At 69.7% G+C, this 22,121-nt stretch carries 24 protein-coding genes; 6 read left to right on the plus strand and 18 right to left on the minus strand.

Annotation, left to right across the window (positions count from 1 at the left end; translation table 11 throughout):
- Positions 1 to 9: 9 nt before the first annotated feature.
- Together AB0F43_RS36200 and AB0F43_RS36205 are read right to left on the minus strand one after the other, a co-directional pair.
- Entirely contained in the window at positions 10 to 489 is a 480-nt protein-coding gene (locus tag AB0F43_RS36200; protein WP_360487739.1) for a hypothetical protein, read from the minus strand.
- Positions 486 to 1,367: a LysR family transcriptional regulator gene (locus tag AB0F43_RS36205; RefSeq protein WP_360487742.1), complete on the minus strand. Its 882-nt coding sequence runs from the start codon at positions 1,365 to 1,367 to the stop codon at positions 486 to 488. The genes AB0F43_RS36200 and AB0F43_RS36205 overlap by 4 nt, the downstream gene beginning before the upstream one ends.
- Positions 1,368 to 1,455: 88 nt before the next feature.
- On the opposite strand from AB0F43_RS36205, the gene AB0F43_RS36210 reads away from it, so the two are divergent.
- Positions 1,456 to 2,193, plus strand: coding sequence for a sulfite exporter TauE/SafE family protein (locus tag AB0F43_RS36210; RefSeq protein WP_360488030.1), 738 nt, complete (start codon positions 1,456 to 1,458; stop codon positions 2,191 to 2,193).
- Between the two features lie 231 nt (positions 2,194 to 2,424).
- Here the strand turns inward: AB0F43_RS36210 and AB0F43_RS36215 are convergent, their stop codons facing one another.
- The 6 genes from AB0F43_RS36215 to AB0F43_RS36240 all read right to left on the minus strand — a co-directional run bounded on the left by AB0F43_RS36215 (position 2,425) and on the right by AB0F43_RS36240 (position 7,423).
- On the minus strand, positions 2,425 to 2,907 hold the full coding sequence (locus AB0F43_RS36215; RefSeq protein ID WP_360487745.1) for a YkvA family protein: 483 nt from the start codon (positions 2,905 to 2,907) through the stop codon (positions 2,425 to 2,427).
- Between the two features lie 113 nt (positions 2,908 to 3,020).
- Complete coding sequence (locus tag AB0F43_RS36220) at positions 3,021 to 3,950, minus strand: trypsin-like peptidase domain-containing protein (RefSeq protein ID WP_360487748.1); 930 nt, start codon at positions 3,948 to 3,950, stop codon at positions 3,021 to 3,023.
- An 18-nt stretch (positions 3,951 to 3,968) separates the two neighbouring features.
- Positions 3,969 to 4,907, minus strand: coding sequence for a VWA domain-containing protein (locus AB0F43_RS36225; protein ID WP_360487751.1), 939 nt, complete (start codon positions 4,905 to 4,907; stop codon positions 3,969 to 3,971).
- Positions 4,904 to 5,848 (minus strand): DUF58 domain-containing protein, encoded by a 945-nt coding sequence (locus tag AB0F43_RS36230; RefSeq protein WP_360487753.1) that lies wholly within the window; start codon positions 5,846 to 5,848, stop codon positions 4,904 to 4,906. The genes AB0F43_RS36225 and AB0F43_RS36230 overlap by 4 nt, the downstream gene beginning before the upstream one ends.
- A gap of 76 nt (positions 5,849 to 5,924) precedes the next feature.
- Complete coding sequence (locus tag AB0F43_RS36235; protein WP_360487756.1) at positions 5,925 to 6,947, minus strand: MoxR family ATPase; 1,023 nt, start codon at positions 6,945 to 6,947, stop codon at positions 5,925 to 5,927.
- Positions 6,948 to 7,090: 143 nt separating this feature from the next.
- Entirely contained in the window at positions 7,091 to 7,423 is a 333-nt protein-coding gene (locus AB0F43_RS36240) for a hypothetical protein (RefSeq protein WP_360487759.1), read from the minus strand.
- A gap of 124 nt (positions 7,424 to 7,547) precedes the next feature.
- Here AB0F43_RS36240 and AB0F43_RS36245 point away from each other — a divergent pair, with 124 nt between their 5' ends.
- On the plus strand, positions 7,548 to 8,240 hold the full coding sequence (locus tag AB0F43_RS36245) for a response regulator transcription factor (RefSeq protein ID WP_360487762.1): 693 nt from the start codon (positions 7,548 to 7,550) through the stop codon (positions 8,238 to 8,240).
- Positions 8,237 to 9,505, plus strand: a complete 1,269-nt coding sequence (locus AB0F43_RS36250) for a HAMP domain-containing sensor histidine kinase (RefSeq protein WP_360487765.1) — start codon at positions 8,237 to 8,239, stop codon at positions 9,503 to 9,505. The genes AB0F43_RS36245 and AB0F43_RS36250 overlap by 4 nt, the downstream gene beginning before the upstream one ends.
- 7 nt (positions 9,506 to 9,512) lie before the next feature.
- On the opposite strand, the gene AB0F43_RS36255 is transcribed toward AB0F43_RS36250, so the two are convergent.
- From AB0F43_RS36255 to AB0F43_RS36285, 7 genes are all read right to left on the minus strand, one after another.
- Positions 9,513 to 9,875 (minus strand): DUF3592 domain-containing protein, encoded by a 363-nt coding sequence (locus tag AB0F43_RS36255; protein ID WP_360487768.1) that lies wholly within the window; start codon positions 9,873 to 9,875, stop codon positions 9,513 to 9,515.
- Positions 9,876 to 9,996: 121 nt separating this feature from the next.
- Positions 9,997 to 11,421, minus strand: a complete 1,425-nt coding sequence (locus tag AB0F43_RS36260) for an FGGY family carbohydrate kinase (RefSeq protein ID WP_360487771.1) — start codon at positions 11,419 to 11,421, stop codon at positions 9,997 to 9,999.
- Between the two features lie 134 nt (positions 11,422 to 11,555).
- The gene (locus AB0F43_RS36265) at positions 11,556 to 12,587 is read right to left on the minus strand and encodes an NAD(P)-dependent alcohol dehydrogenase (RefSeq protein ID WP_360487774.1); all 1,032 of its coding nucleotides are present in this window, start codon (positions 12,585 to 12,587) and stop codon (positions 11,556 to 11,558) included.
- Positions 12,584 to 14,056, minus strand: a complete 1,473-nt coding sequence (locus tag AB0F43_RS36270) for a mannitol dehydrogenase family protein (RefSeq protein WP_360487777.1) — start codon at positions 14,054 to 14,056, stop codon at positions 12,584 to 12,586. The genes AB0F43_RS36265 and AB0F43_RS36270 overlap by 4 nt, the downstream gene beginning before the upstream one ends.
- Positions 14,053 to 14,898, minus strand: a complete 846-nt coding sequence (locus AB0F43_RS36275; RefSeq protein ID WP_360487780.1) for a carbohydrate ABC transporter permease — start codon at positions 14,896 to 14,898, stop codon at positions 14,053 to 14,055. Before AB0F43_RS36275 ends, AB0F43_RS36270 begins: the two co-directional genes overlap by 4 nt.
- A 76-nt stretch (positions 14,899 to 14,974) precedes the next feature.
- On the minus strand, positions 14,975 to 15,931 hold the full coding sequence (locus AB0F43_RS36280; RefSeq protein WP_360487783.1) for a sugar ABC transporter permease: 957 nt from the start codon (positions 15,929 to 15,931) through the stop codon (positions 14,975 to 14,977).
- A gap of 12 nt (positions 15,932 to 15,943) precedes the next feature.
- On the minus strand, positions 15,944 to 17,308 hold the full coding sequence (locus AB0F43_RS36285; RefSeq protein WP_360487786.1) for a sugar ABC transporter substrate-binding protein: 1,365 nt from the start codon (positions 17,306 to 17,308) through the stop codon (positions 15,944 to 15,946).
- A 152-nt stretch (positions 17,309 to 17,460) separates the two neighbouring features.
- Between AB0F43_RS36285 and AB0F43_RS36290 the strand changes: the two genes are divergently transcribed.
- Together AB0F43_RS36290 and AB0F43_RS36295 are read left to right on the plus strand one after the other, a co-directional pair.
- Positions 17,461 to 18,435, plus strand: a complete 975-nt coding sequence (locus tag AB0F43_RS36290; protein WP_360487789.1) for a sugar-binding domain-containing protein — start codon at positions 17,461 to 17,463, stop codon at positions 18,433 to 18,435.
- Positions 18,428 to 19,216 (plus strand): phosphotransferase, encoded by a 789-nt coding sequence (locus AB0F43_RS36295; protein ID WP_360487792.1) that lies wholly within the window; start codon positions 18,428 to 18,430, stop codon positions 19,214 to 19,216. The genes AB0F43_RS36290 and AB0F43_RS36295 overlap by 8 nt, the downstream gene beginning before the upstream one ends.
- Here AB0F43_RS36295 and AB0F43_RS36300 read toward each other — a convergent pair.
- On the minus strand, positions 19,173 to 19,616 hold the full coding sequence (locus AB0F43_RS36300; protein ID WP_360487795.1) for a hypothetical protein: 444 nt from the start codon (positions 19,614 to 19,616) through the stop codon (positions 19,173 to 19,175). The genes AB0F43_RS36295 and AB0F43_RS36300 overlap by 44 nt on opposite strands.
- A gap of 90 nt (positions 19,617 to 19,706) precedes the next feature.
- Between AB0F43_RS36300 and AB0F43_RS36305 the strand changes: the two genes are divergently transcribed.
- Positions 19,707 to 20,294: an ATP-binding protein gene (locus tag AB0F43_RS36305; protein WP_360487798.1), complete on the plus strand. Its 588-nt coding sequence runs from the start codon at positions 19,707 to 19,709 to the stop codon at positions 20,292 to 20,294.
- Positions 20,295 to 20,430: 136 nt separating this feature from the next.
- Here AB0F43_RS36305 and AB0F43_RS36310 read toward each other — a convergent pair whose 3' ends face one another.
- A complete protein-coding gene (locus AB0F43_RS36310; protein ID WP_360487801.1) occupies positions 20,431 to 21,705 on the minus strand; it encodes a thymidine phosphorylase in 1,275 nt (424 codons plus the stop codon).
- Positions 21,702 to 22,097 carry a cytidine deaminase gene (locus AB0F43_RS36315; protein WP_360488033.1) on the minus strand — a complete coding sequence of 132 codons (396 nt, stop codon included), beginning with the start codon at positions 22,095 to 22,097 and terminating at the stop codon, positions 21,702 to 21,704. The genes AB0F43_RS36310 and AB0F43_RS36315 overlap by 4 nt, the downstream gene beginning before the upstream one ends.
- Positions 22,098 to 22,121 lie beyond the last annotated feature (24 nt).

Genomic DNA, 22,121 nt, shown 5'->3' on the forward strand with positions numbered 1-22,121 from the left:
CGAGCGCCGCTAAGGAGCCGTCAGCTTTTCGCGCACAGCATGCGCCCGCGCCCGGTCCCGCTCGTCGAGCGTCTCGTCCTGCACCATCGCATCGAGCACACCAACCAGCCGCGCACCCGGATCAGCCGGTACGGCGGCCGCGGCGAGGAGAGCCGTCGCCCGCACATCGGCGTCCTCGGTTCCCTCGAGCACGCCCGCGATCAACTCCGCATCCTCAGCCTCAGCAAGACTGGTCAGCACGTTGAGCGCACTCAGATGATCGAACGCCGCCCGCAGTTCCGCATCACCAGCCACCGGCGGCCGCGACAACACGGCCCGCGCAACCTGCCGCACCTCACCCCCCAGCGGCTCCAACGGATTCCCGCCCGACAACCGGGTGTACGACGCGGCCACCTGGTACATGTTCAGCGCCCGGCACACAGTCGCGACGTTGTCGCTGTAAAGCAACGCACTGAACGCCTGCAAGGGAATCCCCTCATCCGCACTCATACCCGCACGCTAGCTGCCGCACGAAGGTGGGCGGCCAGGAGGTGGGCGGGCTCGGGGGCGGTCGAGGAGTAGGCAAGGAGATGGGCTCGGGTGGACCAGGTGTCTTGGAGTGGGCAGATCTCTACGGCGGTGTTGGTATCGACGGATCGACGGGGGACGATGGCGAGGCCGGCGCCAGCGGTGGCGAGAGTGATCAGGGTGTGCAGGGTCGGCACGAGGGTCCGGTAGCGAGGAGCTGGGGCGTGTGGGCCAAGGCGGTCCTCCATCCACTGGGTCAGCGGTGAGCCGCGGTCGAGGCCGACCAGGGGGTGTTCGGCGACTTCGGCGTACGCGATCGAGGTGCGGCCGGACAGGACGCCGCCGGCCTGGCCGATCACGACCAGCGAGTCGTCGGCGAGCGGCTCGGTCCGCAGCTCGGTCGGCTCGTCGTCAAGGATCACGCCGAGGTCGGCCTCGCCGGCGGCGAGGATGCGCACGCTCCGGATCGTCCGGCGTTCGCGGACGTTCACGTCGTACTCGGGATGGTCGCGCAGGAAGGTGGCCAGGGCGGCCGGGACGAGTTGGTGCATCGCGGACCCGCCGGCGACCAACCGGATCGGCGCGGTCCGGCTGACGGCGTACGACGCGACGGCGCTGTCGAGACGGGTGGTCTCGGCGAGGACCTCGCGGGCATGCCGGGCCAGCGTGGCGCCGGCGGGCGTGAGCCGGACACCGCGGCGTTCGCGGATCAGCAGCGGTACGTCGGCCTGCGCTTCGAGGGCCCTGATCCGCGCACTGGCCGAAGGCAGGCTGAGGTGCATCAGCCGGGCGCCACCGGTGATCGAGCCCTCTGCCGCAACGTGCGTGAACAGCCGAAGGTCGTCCAGGTCGTAGCGCATGGGTCCAGCCTACGTCTCAGCCTTAGGCTGGCTACGGAGATCGCGCATTGTGAAGGGACAGCCGAGCCGTGATGCTCGAGGGGTGCTGATGATCCTCCTGGCCGGTGTCGCGGCCGGCGCCCTCAACGCCGTCGGCGGTGGCGGGAGCTTCGTGGCACTGTCCGCGCTGGTCGCCGGTGGCATGCCTCCGGTCACCGCGAACGCGACCACGACCGTGGCCCTCCTGCCCGGCAGCGCGACCAGCGCGTGGGTCTATCGCAGGGAGATCCACGCCTTCCAGCGGCCGTCGACGCTCGGCCTCACACTGGCCAGTGTGATCGGCGGTGCACTCGGCGCCGGGCTGCTGCTGTGGTTGCCGTCGGCATCGTTCGAGGCCGCGGTGCCGTGGCTGCTGGCGTTCGCGACGATCGTGCTCGCGTTCGGCCGTCGGCTCACCCGGGCGGTCCGGCTGGGCACCCCCGGACCGGCGGTGATCCTGGCCGGGCAGTTCGTGCTGTCGATCTACGGCGGGTACTTCGGCGGCGCCGTCGGCCTGATGATGCTGGCCTTCTGGACCGCGACAACCTCGCTCGATCCCGCCAAAGGCAACCCGCTCCGGGTGATCCAGGTCGCCGCGGTCTACCTCACCGCCGGGATCATCTTCCTCTTCGCCGCCGACGTCACCGGACAGCCCGGGGAACTGGTCACGCTCCTGCTCGGCGCCGTCGTCGGTGGCTATGCCGGTGCCCACCTGGTCCGCCGGCTGCCGGCCGCCGTACTGCGTGCTCTGGTCCTGACCACCGCGATCGCCATGACCGCGCTGTTCTTCGTCAGGGCGGCACGATGACGGACGACCGCTACCGGATCGCGATGGCCTACCAGGCGTGCGAGGTCGCCGATCTGGCCCGGTCAGCGGTCACCTTGCACGACCCTGCCGAGGTCGTCGCCCAGGCCGAGCTCGTGCTGGCCGCCGCCCGCCAGCTTCTCGCCGCGGCCACCCGGCTCTCCGAGCCGGCACCTCCCACCGACCCCTTACAGCTCTTCGCCTACGAGCATCCCGCTGAAGCCGCCGACGACATCACCGACTGGCTCCACCGCTGCCCAACGTCCCCCGGTCCCGCTCATGACGCAGGTAGAGGCCCGTCGCCGTCGACACGCTCGTGAGTAGCCAGACCGCCACACCCGCGTCGTCGGCCACCCCGATGATCGGCAACAACTCCGGCAGCACATCGATCGGCGACACCAGGTACACCACGGCGAGCCCCCACAGGGCCATCCGGCTCTTGGGCAACCCGGGGTAGTCACCTCGCCGCGCTGCCCGCACCAGTCGCGGCAACGCACGAGCCCGCTCGAACACATCTCCGATCGGCTCCGGCTCGCCGCGCTCCCTCCGCCGGCGTCGCAGCCGCTTCCGTCGTACGACGCCGAGTCCGGCCACCGCGGCGCCCACGAGCAGGAAGCCCACGCCGACACCGACCGCCGGCACCCCGGCGACCTCGCCATCGCGAAACACCAGGGTCGCCAGCCCGATGAGGGCGAGCAGTCCACCGAAGAACACCATTCACCAACTCTAGAGCGGGTGGCGAACCGCCAGGCCATCACAATCGCGGCGATGCGCCGCACCACGCCTGGCCTGCGACGGCCGGGCCGATTGTGATGGCCTGGCGGTCCGCCCTAGTCCAGCATCCCCTCGACGATCGTCTTCATCCGGTCGACGGGGATCGCGAAGCCGATGCCGATGTTGCCGGAGCGGGAGGTGCCGAGGGTGGCGATGGCGGTGTTCACTCCGACCACCTGACCGGCGGAGTTGACCAGCGGGCCGCCGGAGTTGCCCGGGTTGATCGCGGCGTCGGTCTGGATCGCCGACTGGCGGTTGCCGTTGTCACCGAAACGCGCCTGGCGCTCGACCGCGCTGACGATGCCGGCGGTCACCGTTCCTTCCAGCCCGAGCGGTGAGCCGACGGCCAGCACCGGGTCGCCGACCCGCAGCTGTGCGGACCGGCCGAGCGTGAGCGCGCGCAGTCCCTCGGCATCGGCGGTCGAGACCTGGAGTACGGCGAGGTCGTTGTCCTCGTCCGATCCGATGATCTCGGCGTCGACCCGGCGGCCGTTCGACAGGACCAGCGACACATCGCTAGCTCCTTCCACCACGTGTGCGTTGGTCACCACGTGACCCTGCTGGTCGATCGCAAACCCGGACCCGGTCGCCCGGCCGGCCCGCACCGACACCACACCGGGCAGCACACTCGCGGCTGCCGCGGTGATCGAGCCCTGGGCGGCCGCGGGTGGCGCGGCCGCCTGCGGCAGTTCGGCCGATGCGGCTTCGGGATCGCGTGCACCGGTCACGGCACCCGCGAGTCCGCCGGCGACGATCGACAATGCGACGCTGGCGACCAGGATCCGCCCGCGGCGTGCCGACCTACCTGCTGGTGAGACCGTCACCCCGGCCTGAGGTGCCGCGGCCGGAGAGGGGGGAGCCGACCCAGCGGAGGCCGGGGTGACGGAGAAGGGGTACGGCGGTTCCGCTGCCGGCAGCGGCTCCGCAGGGGGTGGACCGGGCACGTAGTGCGGCCCGCGGAACGGGTGACCGAGATGAGGGCTCATCGAAGGCTCCTTCACGGTTCAGGGGAGGCGCGAGAACCAGAGCAGCGAGGCCAGGGCGGCCAGGAGCGCCGCGACCAGGGCGATTCCCGCCACCAGGTTGGTGATCTCGCGTGGTTCGGTGGTCCAGCCGATCGACGACTGGAGGTCGGAGTAGACGTCGCGCAACTGCTCGTCGCTCTCGGCGGCGTACGCTTCGCCGCTGGTCGCGTCGGCGAGGCTCTGCAACGCCTCGGTGTCGGCGGGGACCGGGATGTCCCGGCCTTCGATGTTCACGGTGCCCTCGGGCGTCCCGTAGGCGATCGTCGACACCGGTACGCCGGCCTGCGTCGCGGCCTCGGCGGCTTCGTCGATCGGACGGCCGGAGGTGTTCCCGCCGTCGGACAGCAGCACGATCCGGCTCGGCGGCGGATCCTCCGGGTCGATCGTGCGGACCGCCTGCAGGCTGGTCAGTACGGCGTCACCGATCGCGGTGCTGTCGGTCAGCTCGAGCCCGTTGATCGCGTCCACGGTGGCCTGATGGTTGGTGCTCGGCGGTGTGACCACGGTCGCGGTCCGGGCGAACGAGACCAGGCCGACGTTGAACTTCTCCGGCAGCTCCTCGACGAACTCGACCGCCGCCTGCTGCGCCACCTCGAACCGGTTCGGCGCGACGTCGGTCGCGGCCATCGAGTTGGAGACGTCCATCGCGATCACGATGGTGGCGCGTTCGCGCGGAACGCGGATGTCGGCGACCGGCCGGGCGATCGCGATCGTCAGTACGGTCAGCGCGGCCAGGAACGCGACGGCCGGCGCGTGCCGGCGCCAGCCGGGCCGGGTCGGTGCGACCTTCTCCAGCATCGGCAGGGTCGCGAACCGTACGGCGTACTTGCTGCGGCGGCGCTGGGCGACCAGGTACGCGGCGATCAGCGCCGCCACCAGCACCAGCAGCCAAAGCCACAGCGGTTGCTCGAATCTCATCGGATACCGGTCCTTCCCATCGGGTTCCGGCGGACGCTCGCGCGCCGGCGGGCGGCGGCGAAGGCGGCCACGTCGCGGACCCAGTCGGAGTCGGTCCGCAGGACGAGGTGCGCCGCACCGGCGGCCCGGAGGTCGCGAGCGGTCTGTTCACGTTTGGCTGTCATCGCGTCGGCGTACCGCCGGCGCAGTCTCTTGCTGCTGGTCTGGACCTCGCGGCGGCGGCCCGTCTCCGGGTCGACCAGTGTGAGCAGGCCGACCTCGGGGAGCTCGAGCTCGCGCGGGTCCAGCACCTCGACGGCGATCACCTCGTGCCGCGCGGCCAGCCGGCGGAGCGGATCCGCCCAGGTGTCGTCGTGGAAGTCCGAGACGACCACCCGCAACCCAGGTCGCGGATGCTCCCGGTTGAACCGGGTGACCGCCGCGCCGAGCGGGACGGCCGGGTGCTCGCCAGGTGTTGCCCTAGGCAACGACAACAGCGTTCTGAGGGTACGGCGAAGTGCTGCCGCGCCGCCGACGTCGGGGATCCGGGACAAGTGGTCACCGACGGCGATGCGGACGCCGAGCCGGTTGCCGGGCCGGTCGGCGAGCAGTCCGACCGCCCCGACCACGGCGATGGCGAGATCACGCTTCTCACTGAGCGCGGTGCCGAAGTCCATGCTGGCCGAGGCGTCGAGCAACGCCCAGGTCTCCAGCTCCCGCTCGGCCAACGGCGCCCGGACGTGCGGCTCGAGCGAGCGGGCCGTGACGTTCCAGTCCATCCGGCGTACGTCGTCCTGGCCGGCCTGGTACGGCCGCGCCTCGTTCGGCTCGCTGCCCGGACCGCTGCGCAGCCCGGTGGTCTCTCCGTGCAGGAAACCTTCCAGCTTCCGCTTCACCGAAAGCTCCAGCGTGCGCAGCGCCCGCTCCCGCCCTTTGAGCAGATCCGGGCTTGAGAGACTCATCCACGTCCTCGCTTCGCTCCGGGCGCGGATGAGGCACGAGTCATCCTGCGCTTTCTGATGAACTCGCTCCGCTCGTTCATGCTGCCGACCCCTGGGCGTCGTCGGCGGGGACGACATGCGGCTGTTCGATGGTGTGCAGGATGCGGGAGATCACGGTCCGTGGGTCGACACCGTCGGCGAGCGCGTCGAAGGTGAGGACCAGGCGATGCGCCATCACGTCGAGGGCGACGTCGTACACATCAGCCGGCAGCACGTAGTCGCGTCCCCGCAGCAACGCCAGCGCCCGCCCGGCGGCGACCAGACCCAGCGTGGCCCGGGGGCTGACGCCGAACTCCAGGACGCCTTGCAGGTCGTTGATGCCGTACTGCTGCGGTACCCGGGTCGCGTGCACCAGGCGTACGACGTACTCCGCGACCGCGTTGTGGACGAAGACGTCGTCCGTTGCCTCCTGCAACTGAACGACCTGCTGCGGGGTGAGTACGGCGTTCGCGTGCGGCCGGTGGGCGCTCATCCGCTGCAGGATGGTGAGCTCCTCGATCGGGCTCGGGTAGTCCACCGTGATCTTCAGCAGGAACCGGTCCCGCTGCGCCTCGGGCAGGGCGTACACGCCGTCGGACTCGATCGGGTTCTGAGTCGCGAGGACCAGGAACGGCGCGGGCAGTTTGTAGCTGGTGCCGCCGATGCTGACCTGGTGCTCAGCCATTGCCTCGAGCAACGCCGACTGCACCTTGGCCGGTGCGCGGTTGATCTCGTCCGCCAGTACGAGGTTGGCGAACACCGGGCCGAGCTCGGTGTCGAACCCCTCCGCCGACGGCCGCCAGATGCGCGTGCCCATGATGTCTCCCGGCACCAGGTCCGGCGTGAACTGCAGCCGCGAGAACCTGCCACCGATCACCTCGGCCAGCGTCCGGACCGCCAACGTCTTCGCGACCCCGGGCACGCCCTCCAGCAGGCAATGCCCCCGGGCCAGCAGCCCGACCAGCATCCGCTCCACCAGTTGGTCCTGCCCGACCACGACCCGCTTCACCTCGAACAACGCATGCTCGAGTAAGGCCGAGGAAACCCCCAGCTCCCGCCGAGCCTCCGCTCGCCTCTCCACACCTACCTCCATCTGCTGTCTCCAACCCCCGTCCAACCGCCCCGCCCACTGAGGCCCCGAGTGCCGCCCATCCATCACCACTCCCGCGCCCGCCCGCGCCGGGTGCCTGGGGGCACCCGGCGCGGTAGCTGGGTCCGGGTTTGTCATGCGTTTTCGGCCGCGTCCGGCTGGGTCTGCTCGGGTTGCGAGGGCTGCGTCTGCTCAGGCTGCGACGGCTGGGTCTGCTGATCCTCGCCCTGGCCCTGGCCTTGGCCGTTCTTCTCGGGGCAGTCCTGGCCGTTGCGGCCGGCGGTGCCTGGGGTGCCCTGGCCCTCGGCGCCGGTGCCCGGGGACGGGGTGGCGGCGTCCTCCTCGATGGTCACGTAGCCCTGCTCGGGCGCCGGGTCACCGGTCGTCGCGTACGCGATCCCGCCGGCGCCGAGTGCCGCGACCGCGACCGCGGTACCGAGAATGAGCCGTTTCCCTGGGACGTTCATGAAAACTCCTTCGGTCGATTGGCCCCAAGACCATCAAAGGAGTGCGAAAACGACCGGAAAGCGCAGCGAAAGTCCAGCGAAAGCGCAGGCTGGACGACCCGCTCCGTCCGGCTACCTTGGTCTCGTGCGACTACTGGTGGTGGAGGACGAGGAAGGCCTGGTCAGCGCGCTGCGCTCCGGACTCGGCCGGGCCGGCTATGCCGTGGACACGGCGACAACCGGTGCCGAGGCAATGGAGAAGCTCGCGACCACGGCGTACGACCTGGCCATCCTGGACATCACCCTGCCGGACACCAGCGGCCTCGACCTGTGCCGCGCCGTACGCCGGGGTGAGATCGAGGTGGCGTCCGGCCGCGAGCTGCGGGTGCTGATGCTCACCGCGCGCGCCTCGCTGGCCGACCGGGTCCGCGGCCTCGACGAGGGCGCGGACGACTACCTGACCAAGCCGTTCGCGCTGGTCGAGCTGCTCGCCCGGATCCGCGCGCTGCTGCGCCGTGACGTCACCAACGGCAGCACGCAGCTGCACGTCGGCGACCTCGTGCTCGACTCGTCCCGCCACCTCGCGACCCGGGCCGGCCGCGAGCTCCCGTTGACGCTGAAGGAGTTCGGCGTACTGCGGTATCTGATGTCGCGCCCTGGACACGTCGTCTCGGCCGAAGAGCTCCTCGAGCACGTCTGGGACGAGAACGCGGACCCGTTCACCCAGAGCGTCCGGGTGACCGTCGGGACCCTGCGCCGCAAACTCACCCAGGAAGGCGAAGAGCCCGTCCTGGAAACCGTGATCGGCCGCGGCTACCGCCTCCGAGGTGAGACATGAAATCCCTGCGTGGCAAGGTCCCGCCGTGGGCCCAGACGATTCGGTTCCGGCTGACGCTGACGTATTCCGCCGTACTGATCGCTTTGTCGGCATTGCTGCTCGGTGGGGTGTACGTCGCGTTGTCGACGTTCCTGGATCCGAAGCCGCTGAATCCGATCACGGTCAACAAGGTCTACAAGGATGCGAACGGCAACCTGAAGGTCAAGCAAGGCCACGTCATCGAGGCGGCTGAGTTGTCCAGCATCGAGTCCGCGGTCAACTACCAGACCCTGCAGACGTTGCGGAACTACTCTGTCGCCGGCATGGGCGTGCTGTTCCTGGTGAGTCTCGGCACCGGCTGGTGGTTGTCCGGTCGCGCGTTGCGTCCGGTCCGCCGGATCACCGCGACAGCGCAGGAGATCTCGGCAACCGACCTGTCCCGGCGGATCGCGCTGGACGGGCCGCGGGACGAACTGCGGAGCCTGGCCGACACCGTCGACGACATGCTCGGCCGGCTCGAGTCGGCCTTCGTGGCGCAGCGACAGCTGGTCGACGACGCGTCACACGAGCTGCGCAATCCGCTCGCGGTGATCCAGGCGAACGTGGACGCCGTACTCGCGCATGACGACACCACGGCCGAGGACCGGGCCCAGGCGATCGCGATCGTGAGCCGCGCGATCCAGCGGATGACCCGGCTTGTGGAGGACCTGCTCGCGTCGGCCCGCCGTTCTTCACCGGCCTTCGTCGACGCGGACGTCGACCTGGCCGCCATCGCCGGCGAAGCGGCCGAGGAGTACGAGCTCCTCGCGGCCGATCGCGAGCTTCACGTCGTACGGCGCCTGTCGCCGGGACCGATCGCGGCCGGGGACGCGTCCGCGCTCCGGCGGGCGGTCGACAACCTGCTTTCCAACGCGGTACGGCTGGCCCGTGGTGGAAGCGAACTGGTCCTGGCCGTGGGGAGTCGCAGCGGCTGGGCCTGGATCGCCGTCCGCGACGAAGGTCCCGGTATCGCCGCTGAGGACGCCGACCGCGTCTTCGACCGGTTCTTCCGTTCCGGTCAGCGCCAGCCGCCGGCCACCGTGCCGTCCACCGGCCAGCGCCGGGCCGGCCTCGGTCTCGCCATCGTCCGCCAGATCGCCGAGTCCCACGGCGGCACCGTCGCCCTCCACTCGGAGGTGGGCATCGGCAGCACCTTCGTCCTCTGGCTCCCCGAACGCTCCCTCACCAACACCACCCGCCGAACCCCCACCCCACCCGAGGAAGACCCCCTCGGCCCTCGTCTCTAGGCCACGTTCAGTCGCGGAAGCGGAAGACGGCGATGGTCAGCATCAGCAGAGATCCGCTGCCGAAGAAGACGCCCGGCAGCCAGTAGTCGAACCCGTAGTCGGCCGCTTGGAGCCGAGTCGGCTCGACCGGATCGTAGATCACCTGAATCGTCGTACCGGCCTCGGCGTCCAGGTAGTTCGAGGTGTCGGTCTCGACCGTGCGGCCGTCCCGGGTCACGAACCGAACATCGATCCGCTCGCCAGAGCGCCCGGAAGAGTACTCGTCGACGACGGTCGCGGTGACGACCTCACCCCGCCGCTGCAGCCAGTACATGTCCTCGACCTCGGCATATCCCGCCCCGGCCAGAAGAACCGCCGCGACGGCGCACATCAGACCTTCGCGATCGAACCGCCAGCGACGCTTCCTCTTCTGCCGCGACGCTGTGTCCCTCGCCGCGGCCTCCGCACCCTCTTCCACCTGAGTACGACGCCCGACCTGGGCTGCCGGCTCCCTAGCGGTTGTACGGCGTGGAGAGGAGGGGGCGGGTGGTGGCGAGGACCTGGCTGTAGAGGGCGCGGACCTGGGCGGCTTCGCTGTCGGTCATGACTGGGGACTCGGGCTTGCCGGTAGGAACCTGCCAGGTGGGTGGGGTGTCGGCGCCGGACAGTGCCCAGGCGGCCTGGCGGGCGGCGCCGAGGGCGACGTACTCGGCTGGTTCGGGGAGGACGACCTCGGCGCCGAGGAGGGCTGGGGCCAGGGCCTGGACTGCGCGCGAGCGGGCGGCACCACCAAGCAGCAAGATGCGCTGGACCGGAAGGCCTTGAGCGCGGAGGGCGTCGACGGCGTCGGCCAGGCCGCACAGCAATCCCTCGACCGCGGCGCGGGCCATGGTCGCCGGCTGCGCGGTGGCGCGGGTGAGTCCGTAGATCAGGCCGGTCGAATGCGGGAGGTCCGGCGTACGTTCGCCATCCAGGTAAGGCAGCAGAACCAAGCCGTTGCTGCCCGCCGAGGTGAGGGCAGCATCGTTGAAGGCCTCGAGATCCAGGCCGAGCAGCTCAGCTGTGGCCGACAGGACCCGGGCGGCGTTCAGCGTGCAGACCAGCGGCAGGTAGCCCCCAGTCGCATCGGCGAATCCTGCGACGAGGCCCGATGCGTCAGCGGTCGGGTCGGCCGAGCGGGCGAACGCCGTACCGCTGGTGCCCAGCGAGACGGCGACGTCGCCCGGCTGCAGATCCAATCCAAGCGCGGCCGCCATGTTGTCACCCGTACCGGCTGCGAGCGCGGCACCGGCCGCGGTCTGCCCGACGATCTCGGCCGGCCCAGCGACGCGTGGCAACTCCAGCGACCGACCGAAAGCAAGCTCGACCAGGTCCGGCCGGTAGCTGTTCGTGGCCGGCGACCACCAGCCCGTCCCGGAGGCGTCACCGCGGTCCGTGCTGATGCCCTCGATGCCCCGCCGATCGGCCGCCAGCCGATGCGTCATCCAGTCATGCGGCAGGACGACGGCCGCCGCGCGGGACGCAGCGTCGGTATCGCGAACCCAGCGCAGCTTGGTCACGGTGAAGCTCGGCACCGGCACCGACCCTACGGCCGCCGCCCACGCACCCGGACCACCGAGCTCGGAGATGAGCTCCACCGTCGCGTCCGCGGAGGACGTGTCGTTCCACAACACTGCCGGGTGGACGACCTCGCCGGCGTCGTCCAGCAGGACCATGCCGTGCTGCTGCCCGCCGATCGAGATCGCCTCGACCCCGTCGAGCAGCCCGTCGGACGCGATCTCCCACGCCTTCCACCACTCAGCCGGATCCACCTGGGTCCCGTCCGGGTGCGGTGCCCGGCCTTCGCGCAGTACCGCGCCGGTGTCGGCATCGCACACGACGACCTTGGTCGCCTGCGTGGAGCAATCCACACCGGCGACAAGCCTTGATTCACTCATATTCGGCCTCCTCGTGAGCGCGGGCGGAACCAACCCTAACCGGCCGAGCCAGAGCGCGTACGGCGTTGTCCACAAGCGGACCGGCACCCGCAGCCGGACCGGGTGTGGCCGCGGGCGCCGGCGTTCAGGGCCGGTCAGCTTCCGGGGCGGACTATCGCCTTGATGGCCGCAGGATCCTGGCGGCCGGCGGTCAGCGCATCCGGTGCCTGCTCGAGTCCGTGGCGGCTTGTCACGAGCCGATCCAGGTCGACACGGCCGGTCGCCACCAGAGCGATCGCCGTCGGCCAGGTATTCGCGTAGCGGAAGGTCCCGGTCACCTCGATCTCATGCTCCTGCACATACGACAGCGGTAACGGCAACTCGTCGCCACCCATGCCCACGAGGACCGCGCGGCCGGCCGGGGCGAGAGCGCGGATGCCCTCAGCGACGACGGGCGGATGTCCCGAGCACTCGAGCAACACGGTGGGCGACCAGTCCAGCTCGGACAATTTCGCCGTACGAGCGTCGATCACATCGGTGGCGCCGAGCTCCGACGCTGCCGCGAGACGCGCCGGATTGACGTCGGAGACCGCGATCAGGGTCGCACCGAGCGCTCGCGCCACCTGGACGCAGAGCAGGCCGATCGCCCCGGCGCCGGTGACCAGCACCCGCGAACCGGCACCGACCGCGCCCTTGCCGCAGGCCCACACGGCCACCGACAACGGCTCCAGCAGAGCCGCCGCCTCGTCGCTCACACTGTCTGGTACGACGTGCGCCATCGCCTGATGTACGACGACCAGCTCGGCGAAGGCACCGTCAACCGGCGGGGTGGCGAAGAACCGCATCTCCGGGCAGAGGTTGTACCGGCCGGCGAGGCACTGTTCGCAGGTGAAGTCTGGCCGGCCGGGCTCGATCGACACTCGGTCCCCGATCTGCCGGCCGGTCACTCCTGGACCGAGTTCGACGATCACGCCCGACGCCTCGTGCCCCAGGACGAGCGGCTGGTCGACGACGAATCGCCCGATCCGGCCGTGGTCGAAGTAGTGCGTGTCGGACCCGCACACCCCGACGGCGGCGACCTTCACCAGCACCTCGCCGGCTCCCGGACGCGGCACCGCACGCCGCTGCGTCACCACGTCCCCGGCGCGACGCAGCACGGCCACCCGCATGGTGCCGACGGCCGTCATCCGGCCCCGACTTCCAGGGTCGCCCGCGCTCCGCGTTCGTGCAGGGATCGCAGCGCCGAGGTGTACTCCGCGACGAAGCGAGGATCCGATGCCAGGTCACCGAACAGGTCTGGATCCGAGATGAACACCAGCGGATCCTGCCGGTTGTGTCGCGCACGCTCCATGAGCGTGTCCTTCAGCCGATCCACCACCTCGATCGGCTCACCCTGCTCGTCGACGCCCTCGGCGTACCGGGCCCAGGAGGCGACGACCAGCGCCGACCGCCCGATCTCCCGGCCGGCCGCCAACTGCTCGCGGACGACGGGCAGCAGCCACTTCGGGATCCGGTCGGAGCTCTCCGCGCACAACCGCGCCAGCGTGTCCCGCACCTCCGGGTTCGCGAATCGCTCGATCAGCTGATGCTTGTAGCGATCGAGGTCCACCCCGGGCACCGGCGGCAAGGTCGGCGCACCTTCGACGTCCATGTATCCCAGCAGGAAGTCGACGAACAGCTTGTCCTGGCACACCTCGTGCGCGTAGCGGTACCCCGCCAGATAACCCAGGTAGCACAGAGCCTGGTGACTAGCGTTCAGCAGTCGCAGCTTCATCAGCTCGTACGGCTCGACGTCGGCAACGATCTGTACGCCGACATCCTCGAACGGCGGCCGTGAGCCACCGAAGGCGTCCTCCAGCACCCACTGCGTGAACGGCTCGCACACCACCGGCCAGCCGTCCTCGACCCCGAACCGCTCGGTCAGCGCGACCCGGTCCGAGTCCGCGGTCACCGGCGTGATCCGGTCCACCATGGAGTTCGGAAACCGCACCTCGCCGGCGATGAACGAGGCCAGCGAAGCGTCCTTCAGCCGGGCGAAGGATGTCAGCATCTTCCGGGCCACGTGCCCGTTCCCCGGGATGTTGTCGCAGGACATCACCGTGAACGGCGCCACCCCGGCCGCCCGCCGCCGGGCCAGTGCCTCGACGATGAAGCCGAACACGCTGACCGGCACCGCACCCGGCCGCAGGTCCGCCGCCAGCGCCGGATCGGTGGCGTCGAGCTCACCGGTCACCTGGTTGACGTGGTACCCGCCCTCGGTGATCGTCAGCGACACGATCCGCGTCGCCGGATCGACCAGCCGGTCCAGCACCGCCGACGGGTCGTCCGGCGCGAACAGGTAGTCCACGATCGAGCCGATGACCCGCGGCTCGAGCGTCCCGTCCGGATACTTCACCACCAACGTGTAAAGGCAGTCCTGCGCCTGCAGTACGTCGTACATCCGCCGATCCTGGGGCAGCACGCCGACCCCGACGATGCCCCAGTCGAGCGCCTTGCCGGCATTCATCAACTGGTCCAGGTACATCGCCTGGTGGGCCCGGTGGAAACCGCCGACCCCGAAGTGCACGATGCCCGGGCGCACCGCCGTACGGTCGTACGACGGCACACCCACCTCGTTGCCCAGAGCATCCAAGGCCTCCGATGAGAGCACCGTCACTTGACCGCTCCCAGCGACAGGCCCTGGACGAGCTTGTCCTGGGCGGCGAACCCGGCGATCAGCACCGGCAGCGACACCACGATGGACGCGGCACAGACCTTGGCGAGGAACAATCCTTGGCTGGTCACGAAACCAGTCAAGAACACCGGTGCCGTCTGCGCCACCGTGCCGGTCAGCACCCGCGCGAACAGCAGCTCGTTCCAGCTGAAGATGAAGCAGATCAGCGCCGCCGACGCGATCCCCGGGGTGACGATCGGCGCCACCACCGAGCGCAGGGTGCGGGTCAGGTTCGCGCCGTCGACCGAGGCCGCCTCGAGGATCTCGACCGGCACCTCGGACAGGAAGCTGCGCAGCATCCACACCGCGATCGGCAGGTTCATCGATGTGTAGAGGATGATCAGCAGCCAGATGTTGTCCAGGAGTCCGACGCTCTGCGCGAACAGATAGATCGGCAGCAGCCCGGCCACCACCGGCAGCATCTTGGTGGACAGGAAGAAGAACAGCACGTCGGTCCACTTCTTCACCGGCTTGATCGACAGCGCGTACGCCGCCGGGAAGGCCAGCAGGATCACCAGCGCCGTCGACAGGATGCTCGCGGTGAGCGAGTTCGCGAGCGACGGCCAGGGGCCGGTGTCGAAGAACGAACGGTAGCCGTCGAGGCCCAGCGGCGCGGCCAGGTCCGGCGGGTTCTTCGCCGCGTCCTCCTCGGTGTGGAACGACGTCAGCAGCATCCACAGCACCGGCAGCACGAACAGGATGCCGACGATCCACGCCAGCCCGGTCAGCGCGAAGCCGCCACCGCGGCGCGGCCGCCCCGTCACCATCGTCACCTGGGAACTCATCCGCGTCCTCGCTTCGCTCCGGGCGCGGCTGAGGCACAAACCGGGCTGTGCCTGATTGTGAACTCGCTTCGCTCGTTCATCGTCCGGTCTCCTCTCGGAACAGCGTCGACACCGACCGCAGCGCGAGCGTCGCGATCACGATCGTGCCGATCACCACGATCACGCCGGCCGCGGAGGCCCGGCCGTAGTCGTGTGCGGTGTAGAAGGTCTGGTAGATCGTGTAGGGCAGGTTCGCCGTCCCGAGCCCGCCGGACGTGATGGTGAAGACCGCGTCGAAGTTCTGTACGACGTAGATCGAGCCCAGCAACGCGGACAGTTCCAGGTACTGCCGAAGGTGCGGCAGCGTCATGTACCGGAAGATCTCCCACTGGTTGGCGCCGTCGATCCCGGCCGCCTCGATCACGTCCAGCGGACGGCTCTGCAGCCCGGCCAGCAGGATCAGCATCATGAACGGCGTCCACTGCCAGACCAGCGCGAAGATGATCGACCACAACGGCTGGTTGCTGATCCAGTCCGGCTGCGGCGCGTTGTCACCGAAGATCCACGTCAGCACCCCGTTGAAGAGCCCGTACGTCGGGTTGTAGAGCGCGTGCTTCCACAGCAGCGCCGCTGCCACCGGTACGACGAGGAACGGGGTGATCATCATCGTCCGGACGGCACCGCGACCGCGGAACTTCCGGTCCAGCAGCAAGGCGATGAGGAGCCCGAGGACAAGACTGATCAGGACGACGCCCGCCGTCAGCAGGATCGTCACCCAGATCGCGTTCCGGGTGTTCGCGTCGGTCAGCACCCGGCGGAAGTTGTCCACCCCGGCGAACCCGCGCTCGTCCGGGTAGTAGGCGTTCCAGTCCATGAAGGACACGATGACGGTGACCAGGAACGGCAGCTGGGTCACGATGATCATGAACACCAGCGCGGGCAGCAGCGGCGCGCGGCGGGCCCAGTCGCCCGCCTTGCGCATCGTCGTGCCTTCGGATCCGGGCGGCGGCGCGGCGCGACCGGACCGGGTCTCAGTGTCGACTGACGTGGACATTGATCGCTCCCCTCACTTCGCTTCACGGGAGCGATACCGCTCCGCGACGTCGTCGGCGAGCTCCTGCCCGCGTTTCAGCGCTTCGTCCACACTCATCCGCCCGGCGATCGCCGAGCTCACGTCCTGACTGACCTGCGTCCCGAGATCCGGGAACTCCGGAATGTCGACGAACTGGATCCCGATCGCCGGCCGCGGCTGAGTGCCCGGGTTGCGCGGGTCGGCGGTCTCGATCGCCTGCCTGGTCGGCTCCGCGAACGCCCCGGCCTCCTTCAGGTACTGCGGGTTCTCGTACGTCGACGCCCGCTTGCCGGCCGGCACCCGGGACCACCCGAGCTGCTCGCCGACGAGCTGCTCGTACTCCTTGCCGGACGCCCAGGAGATGAACTTCCAGGCGTTGTCCTTCTTCTTGCTGGCCTCCTGGATGCTCCAGGCCCACGCGTACAGCCAGCCGGCGCTGTCCGTCTTCACGACCGGCGCCGGGGCGTAGCCCATCTTGCCCTTCACCGGCGAGTTCGGCGCCTCCAGCGAGCCGGCTGCCGACGTGGCGTCGTACCACATCGCCACGTTGCCCTGGACCGTGTTGTTCAGGCACTCGGTGAAGCCGGCCTGCGGTGCGCCTGCCTCCCCGTGCGTGCGGACCAGATCGACGTAGAACTTGACCGCCTCGGTGAACTCCGGCGCGTCGACCTTGGCCTGCCAGTCCTCGGTGAACCAGGTGCCGCCGAAGGTGTTCACAACCGTGGTGAGCGGGGCGAACACCTGACCCCAGCCGGGCTGGCCGCGCAGGCAGATGCCGCGCATCCCGGGCTGGGCGTTGTCCACCGCGGCCGCGATCTCGGCGACCTGCTGCCAGGTCGGCTTGGCCGGCATCGTGATGCCCTTCGCGGCCAGCACGTCCTTGCGGTACATCAGGAACGACGACTCACCGTAGAACGGTTCGCCGTAGATCTTTCCGTCCTCACCGGACAGCGATGCCGTCATCGGCTTCAGTACGTCGTCCTGGTCGAACGACGGATCCTTGTCGATGTAGTCCGACAGTGGCGCGATCCACTTGCTGGTCGCGTAGATCGGGATCTCGAAGTTGCTCAGCGTCGCCACGTCGTACTGCCCGGCCTGGCTGGAGAACTCCTGGCTGATCTTGTCCCGGACGTCGTTCTCCGGCAGCACGGTGAAGTTGACCTTGATCCCGGTCTCCTTGGTGAAGTGGTCGGCGGTGAGTTTCTGCAGGTCGACCATCTGCGGGTTGTTCACCATCAGCACGTTGATGCTGTCGGCCCCGCCGCCGCCCGCACCGCCGCCCCACCCGGCGCAGCCGCTGACCACACTCACCAGGAATGCGATCGCGACGGCCCCGATGCGTTTCCGCTGTCCCAGCACGAGCCGCTCCTTCGGTCAGAGATAGCTGTCGGTCAGGGTCGCTCATATGAGCACCGGTCTGCTCACACAAGAGTGAACCGGGAACGCCTTGACCTGTCAAGAGTCTGTGCAACACTAGGGCGCAGGTGTGCTCATATGAGCGGGGAGGCAGAATGGAGCCGAGCACCAACGCCTACGGACCGGCACAGCTCGTCCTGACGGCGTCGATCGCGCGCCGGTACTACGTCGACGGGCGATCGAAGGTGGAGATCGCCGACGAGTTCCAGCTCAGCCGGTTCAAAGTGGCCCGGCTGCTGGATCACGCGCGCAGCAGTGGGCTGGTTCGGATCGAGATCAGCCATCCCGGTTCCATCGACCTGGACCTGTCCGCCCGCCTGCAGGAGTCCCTCGGGCTCCGGCGGGCGATCGTGGTGGACACGCCGGAGGAGGATCCGGCGGCGCTCCGGACCCAGCTCGGCAAGGCGGCCGCGGATCTGCTGTCCGAGATCGTCACGGCTGACGACGTCCTCGGGCTCGCGTGGGCCCGGGCCGTGACCGCGATGACCGAGCAGCTGACCTCACTGGCCCCGGTTCCCGTCGTCCAGCTCACCGGCGCGCTGACCCGCCCGGACGTCGAGGCGAACTCGGTGGAGCTGGTGCGGCACACGGCTCGCCTGTCGGGCGGGCCGGCGTACCTGTTCTATGCACCGCTCGTCGTGCCGGACGCCGCGACCGCGCGGGCGTTGCGACAGCAGCCGGAAGTGGCCGAGGCGATCAGTCACTTCGAGTCCGTGACCAAGGCGGTGGTCGGCCTGGGTTCGTGGACGGCCGGGCAGTCGACGCTGTTCGACGCGATGGACGAGAAGGCCCGTGAGCAGTTGCACCGGCGCGGCGTCGCCGCCGACATCTCAGGGGTGTTCGTCAGTGCGGACGGCGAGGCGGTGCAGAGCCGCGTCACCGACCGGGTGATCGCGATCAGCGCCGCGCAGATGGCGGCGATCGACGAAGTGATCGCGATCCCGTACGGGATGGCGAAGGTCCAGGCCGTCCGGGCCGCCGTCCGCAGCGGCCTGGTCAACGGACTCGTCACCCACAGCCCGCTCGCCAAGGCCCTGCTGGACGAGACATCCTTGGCAAGTGATGGGTGAGGCTGAGACCCAGCTCCTGGGCGGCACCGCCAACCGTGGTCTGGTCGTGCGCGTCGGCGACACCGTACGACGTCCGCTGCGGCCGAGCAGCCCGGCGACACATGCGCTGCTTCAGCACCTCGAGCGGGTCGGCTTCGACGGCGCGCCGACGCTGCTCGGGATCGACTCAGCCGGCCGGGAGGTTCTGTCGTACTTGCCCGGCGAGACGGTGACAGCGCCGTACCCGAGCTGGTCGATGACGGACGCCGCGCTCGAGAGTGTGGCCCACCTGTTGCGTCGCTACCACTCCGCGGTCGCCGACTTCTCACCCGGTGAGCTGGAGTGGGCCGAGCCGGTGCCGGCGCAGTACGTCGACGGCCTGGTCAGCCACAACGACCCGAACCTGGACAACATCGTCTTCCGCGACGGGGTGGCGGTCGCGCTGATCGACTTCGACCTGGCCGGACCGGGATCGGCGTTGTGGGACGTGGCGGCCGCGATCCGGCTCTGGGCGCCACTGCGGCCGGATGCCGACATCGACGACGTACGCCGAGGTCGTACGTTAGCCCGCCTGCGGCGATTCGCGGACGCCTACGGGCTCTCCGCCGCCGATCGCGCTCGGCTCGTCGACGCGGCGGCGCTCAATCACGAGTGGTGCATGGACTACGTACGCCGGGGCGCGGAGACCGGGCACCCGTGGTTCCACCAACGCTGGACCACGGGCGAGGCCGACCTCACCGACCGGACCAACCGCTGGTTCACCGACCAGGCGGAGGCCCTTCGCCAGGCTCTCCTCCCCTGACCGCCGCAATCTCCCGCTCAGCCTCGGCCACACCGTCGTAGTACGACTCGTGCAACCTGCGGATGAAGTGCGGCAGGAAGACGATGGCCGGGCTGGGCCAACGCGAGATCTCCTCGCTGCCGAACATCAGAACGACGAACTCGCACGCCACGATCGCGATCAGCACGATCCAGCCGTTCTGGCAGACCCACGGCCCATCGCCGGCGGCCAGCCCTCTGCGGGTCACCGCGCCCACAGCGAGCAGCGAGGCCGTCAGGACGACAACGATCAGCAACGCCGTGAACTGCCAGCCGTGCACCTGGCCCCATCGCCCGTCGTGCCGGAGCATCCGCACGGCCTCGATCGCAAAGGCGATGGCGATCAGGGCGTAGACCACCGCACCCAATTTCAGCTTCGGCACGGGGGCTCCTGACGGGTCGGGACGAGTCTAGTCCGCCTATCGCCGGGAGCGGGTTGGTTGTTACTGCAGGAAGTGGCCGACAATGAGCCGGTGAGTTCGCGAGTGGTGTTGCTGGCGGGGCCTTCAGGGGCGGGGAAATCGCATCTGGCCGAGGTGGCGGGGCTGCCCGTCGTACGGCTGGACGACTTCTACCGGGACGGGGACGACGAGGCGATGCCGCGGTCACCGCTCGGGATCGTGGACTGGGACGACCCGCGCTCGTGGGACGGCGACCGGGCCGTCGCGGCACTGGAGACCCTGTGTACGGCGGGGGTCGCGGACCTGCCGATCTACGACATCGCCGCCGACGGGACGGTCGGGCACCGGCCGGTTTCCACCCTGGGGTCGCCGCTGATCATTGCCGAGGGCATCTTCGCGGACCAGGTCGTCGGCGCACTGCGTGACCGCGGGCTGCTCGCCGCCGCCATCTGCGTCCGGCACCACCGGCTCGTCACCTTCGTCCGCCGATTCCAGCGCGACCTGCGGGAACACCGCAAGCCGCCGTTCACCCTGCTGCGCCGCGGCCTGCTGCTGCTCCGCGACGATCCGCAGGTGGTCCGCCGCTGTCTCGACGCCGGGTGCGAGCCCCTGCACCCAAAGGCCGCCCGGCACCGCATCCAAACGCTCCTCACAGCCTGACCTGTCGCGACAAGCAGCCGCCTGATCTGCTTTCCGGAAGATCACTGCCGCCCACCGCAAACAATCCTCCGGAAACCACGCAGCGGTTCTCCAGAAACACCACTTCGTCGCCTGCGGCAACCGAGATGCTGCCGGTTCAGCCAATCCGGTCGATGACCAGCGGGTTCGGTTCGTACGACGTGGCGACCTCGACCGCGTCGGTCAGGGACTCGAGGGCCCGGTCGAAGCGGCTTGGGTCGTCGGTGTGGAGGGTCAGGAGGGGCTGTCCTTCGGCGACCACGTCACCGGGCTTGGCGTGCAGTTCCACGCCCGCGACGGCGGACACCGGGTCCTCCTTGCGGGCGCGGCCGGCGCCGAGGCGCCAGGCGGCGACTCCAACGGCCAGCGCGTCGAGCTTCGACAGAACTCCCGAGGCAGGCGCTGGTACGACGTGCTGCTCAGGGGCGACCGGCAAGTCGGCCGAGGGGTCGCCGCCCTGGGCCGCGATCATCGTGCGCCAGACGTCCATCGCCGTACCGTCGCGGAGCTTCTCGGCCGGGTCGACGTCCGTCACGCCCGCAGCAGCGAGCATCTCGGTGGCAAGCGCGACGGTGAGCTCGACGACATCGGCCGGGCCGCCACCGGCCAGCACCTCGACGGACTCGCGGACTTCCAGGGCGTTCCCGGCGGTCAGGCCGAGCGGGACGGACATGTCGGTGATCAGGGCAACGGTCTTCACCCCGGCATCGGTGCCGAGGGCAACCATCGTCTCGGCCAGCTCGCGCGCGTCGGCGAGCTGTTTCATGAACGCGCCGGAGCCGACCTTCACGTCCAGTACGAGCGCACCGGTCCCCTCGGCGATCTTCTTGCTCATGATCGAGCTGGCGATCAACGGGATCGCCTCGACAGTACCCGTGACGTCCCGCAGCGCGTAGAGCTTCTTGTCGGCCGGCGCCAGCCCGTCACCGGCGGCGCAGATCACCGCGCCGACGTCCTCCAGCTGGCGCATCAGCTCGTCGTTCGACAGCGTGGCCCGCCAGCCCGGAATCGACTCCAGCTTGTCCAGCGTCCCGCCGGTGTGGCCGAGGCCGCGCCCGGACAGCTGCGGTACGGCGACGCCGCAAGCCGCCACCAGCGGCGCCAACGGCAAGGTGATCTTGTCGCCGACACCACCGGTCGAGTGCTTGTCCGCGGTCGGCCGGGACAGCCGGGCGAAGTCCATCCGCTCACCGGAGGCGATCATCGCCTCGGTCCAGCGGGCGATCTCGCGCCGGTTCATCCCGTTCAGCAGGATCGCCATCGCCAGCGCGGACATCTGCTCGTCGGCGACCTGACCGTGGGTGTAGGCGTCGATCACCCAGTCGATCTGCCCGTCACTCAACTCGCCCCGGTCTCGCTTGGTGCGGATGACGTCGACGGCGTCGAAGCTCACTTCTCCTCCTTCAGGAACTCCGGCCCGAACGCCTCGGGGAGGAGCTCACGCAGCGGCCGGATCCCGGCCATTGTCTCGAGCAACAGTTCGGGGCCGCCGTGTTCGTGCAGCAGCTGGCGGCACCGGCCGCACGGTGTCAGCAGGTCCCGGCGACCGTCCACGCAGGTGAACGCGACCAGGCGTCCGCCGCCGGTGTTCATCAGCTCCGAGACCAGTCCGCACTCGGCGCACAGGCCCAGGCCGTACGACGCGTTCTCCACGTTGCACCCGGTCACCACCCGCCCGTCGTCGACGAGCGCCGCGGCACCGACCGGGAAATGGGAGTACGGCGCGTACGCCCGGCCCATCGCGTCGACCGCGGCCGACCGCAGCACCTTCCAGTCGATCTCCACCTCACCAGCATCCCGCACCGCGGC

Origin of the sequence: Kribbella sp. NPDC023972 (assembly GCF_040639075.1) — a bacterium.
GTDB lineage: Bacteria > Actinomycetota > Actinomycetes > Propionibacteriales > Kribbellaceae > Kribbella.

Coding starts and splice junctions, on each gene's coding strand:
- AB0F43_RS36200 (WP_360487739.1), bottom strand. CDS start 489: ATGAGTGCGGATGAGGGGATTCCCTTGCAGGCGTTCAGTGCGTTGCTT.
- AB0F43_RS36205 (WP_360487742.1), bottom strand. CDS start 1,367: ATGCGCTACGACCTGGACGACCTTCGGCTGTTCACGCACGTTGCGGCA.
- AB0F43_RS36210 (WP_360488030.1), top strand. CDS start 1,456: ATGATCCTCCTGGCCGGTGTCGCGGCCGGCGCCCTCAACGCCGTCGGC.
- AB0F43_RS36215 (WP_360487745.1), bottom strand. CDS start 2,907: ATGGTGTTCTTCGGTGGACTGCTCGCCCTCATCGGGCTGGCGACCCTG.
- AB0F43_RS36220 (WP_360487748.1), bottom strand. CDS start 3,950: ATGAGCCCTCATCTCGGTCACCCGTTCCGCGGGCCGCACTACGTGCCC.
- AB0F43_RS36225 (WP_360487751.1), bottom strand. CDS start 4,907: ATGAGATTCGAGCAACCGCTGTGGCTTTGGCTGCTGGTGCTGGTGGCG.
- AB0F43_RS36230 (WP_360487753.1), bottom strand. CDS start 5,848: ATGAGTCTCTCAAGCCCGGATCTGCTCAAAGGGCGGGAGCGGGCGCTG.
- AB0F43_RS36240 (WP_360487759.1), bottom strand. CDS start 7,423: ATGAACGTCCCAGGGAAACGGCTCATTCTCGGTACCGCGGTCGCGGTC.
- AB0F43_RS36250 (WP_360487765.1), top strand. CDS start 8,237: ATGAAATCCCTGCGTGGCAAGGTCCCGCCGTGGGCCCAGACGATTCGG.
- AB0F43_RS36255 (WP_360487768.1), bottom strand. CDS start 9,875: ATGTGCGCCGTCGCGGCGGTTCTTCTGGCCGGGGCGGGATATGCCGAG.
- AB0F43_RS36260 (WP_360487771.1), bottom strand. CDS start 11,421: ATGAGTGAATCAAGGCTTGTCGCCGGTGTGGATTGCTCCACGCAGGCG.
- AB0F43_RS36265 (WP_360487774.1), bottom strand. CDS start 12,587: ATGACGGCCGTCGGCACCATGCGGGTGGCCGTGCTGCGTCGCGCCGGG.
- AB0F43_RS36275 (WP_360487780.1), bottom strand. CDS start 14,898: ATGAGTTCCCAGGTGACGATGGTGACGGGGCGGCCGCGCCGCGGTGGC.
- AB0F43_RS36280 (WP_360487783.1), bottom strand. CDS start 15,931: ATGTCCACGTCAGTCGACACTGAGACCCGGTCCGGTCGCGCCGCGCCG.
- AB0F43_RS36290 (WP_360487789.1), top strand. CDS start 17,461: ATGGAGCCGAGCACCAACGCCTACGGACCGGCACAGCTCGTCCTGACG.
- AB0F43_RS36295 (WP_360487792.1), top strand. CDS start 18,428: ATGGGTGAGGCTGAGACCCAGCTCCTGGGCGGCACCGCCAACCGTGGT.